Annotated in this window: 1 protein-coding gene and 1 pseudogene; both read left to right on the top strand. The window is 68.0% G+C overall.

From position 1 onward, the window contains the following. Nucleotides 1-263: pseudogene (locus STRTUCAR8_RS49550) on the top strand (dihydroxy-acid dehydratase domain-containing protein); the annotation flags it as partial. A 67-nt stretch (nucleotides 264-330) separates the two neighbouring features. Beyond that, the coding region (locus STRTUCAR8_RS11370; protein WP_277814650.1) for an exonuclease domain-containing protein at nucleotides 331-534 on the top strand (204 nt) is incomplete at its 3' end.

Here is a 534-nt window from a genome sequence, read left to right as displayed (position 1 = left end):
CCACCTTCGCGGCCTTCCAGAACTCCATGGCGCTCGACATCGCGATGGGCGGCTCGACCAACACGATCCTGCACCTGCTGGCCGCCGCCCAGGAAGCGGGCGTCGCCTTCGACCTGGACGACATCAACGAGGTCTCGCGCCGCGTGCCGTGTCTGGTGAAGGTCGCGCCGAAGGTCGCCAAGGACCGCACGTACTACATGGAGGACGTGCACCGGGCCGGCGGCATCCCCGCCCTCCTCGGCGAACTGCACCGCGCGGCCGTCCGGCATTTCCGGCCCGGGCGAGGCCCACACCGATACCTGGTGCCGAACCCCCCGTATGGTGAGACACATGAACGATCGCATGGTGTGGATCGACTGCGAGATGACCGGTCTCTCGCTGTCCGACGACGCGCTCATCGAGGTGGCCGCACTGGTCACCGACTCCGAGCTGAACGTACTCGGCGAGGGGGTGGACATCGTCATCCGTCCGCCCGACTCGGCGCTGGAGACGATGCCGGAGGTGGTGCGGCAGATGCACACCTCGTCCGGACTC

The sequence above is a fragment of the Streptomyces turgidiscabies Car8 genome (genome assembly GCF_000331005.1).
Taxonomy (GTDB): Bacteria; Actinomycetota; Actinomycetes; order Streptomycetales; family Streptomycetaceae; genus Streptomyces; species Streptomyces turgidiscabies.
Note: the sequence above shows the minus strand (reverse complement) of the source record. Positions and strands in the feature narration are given on the sequence as shown.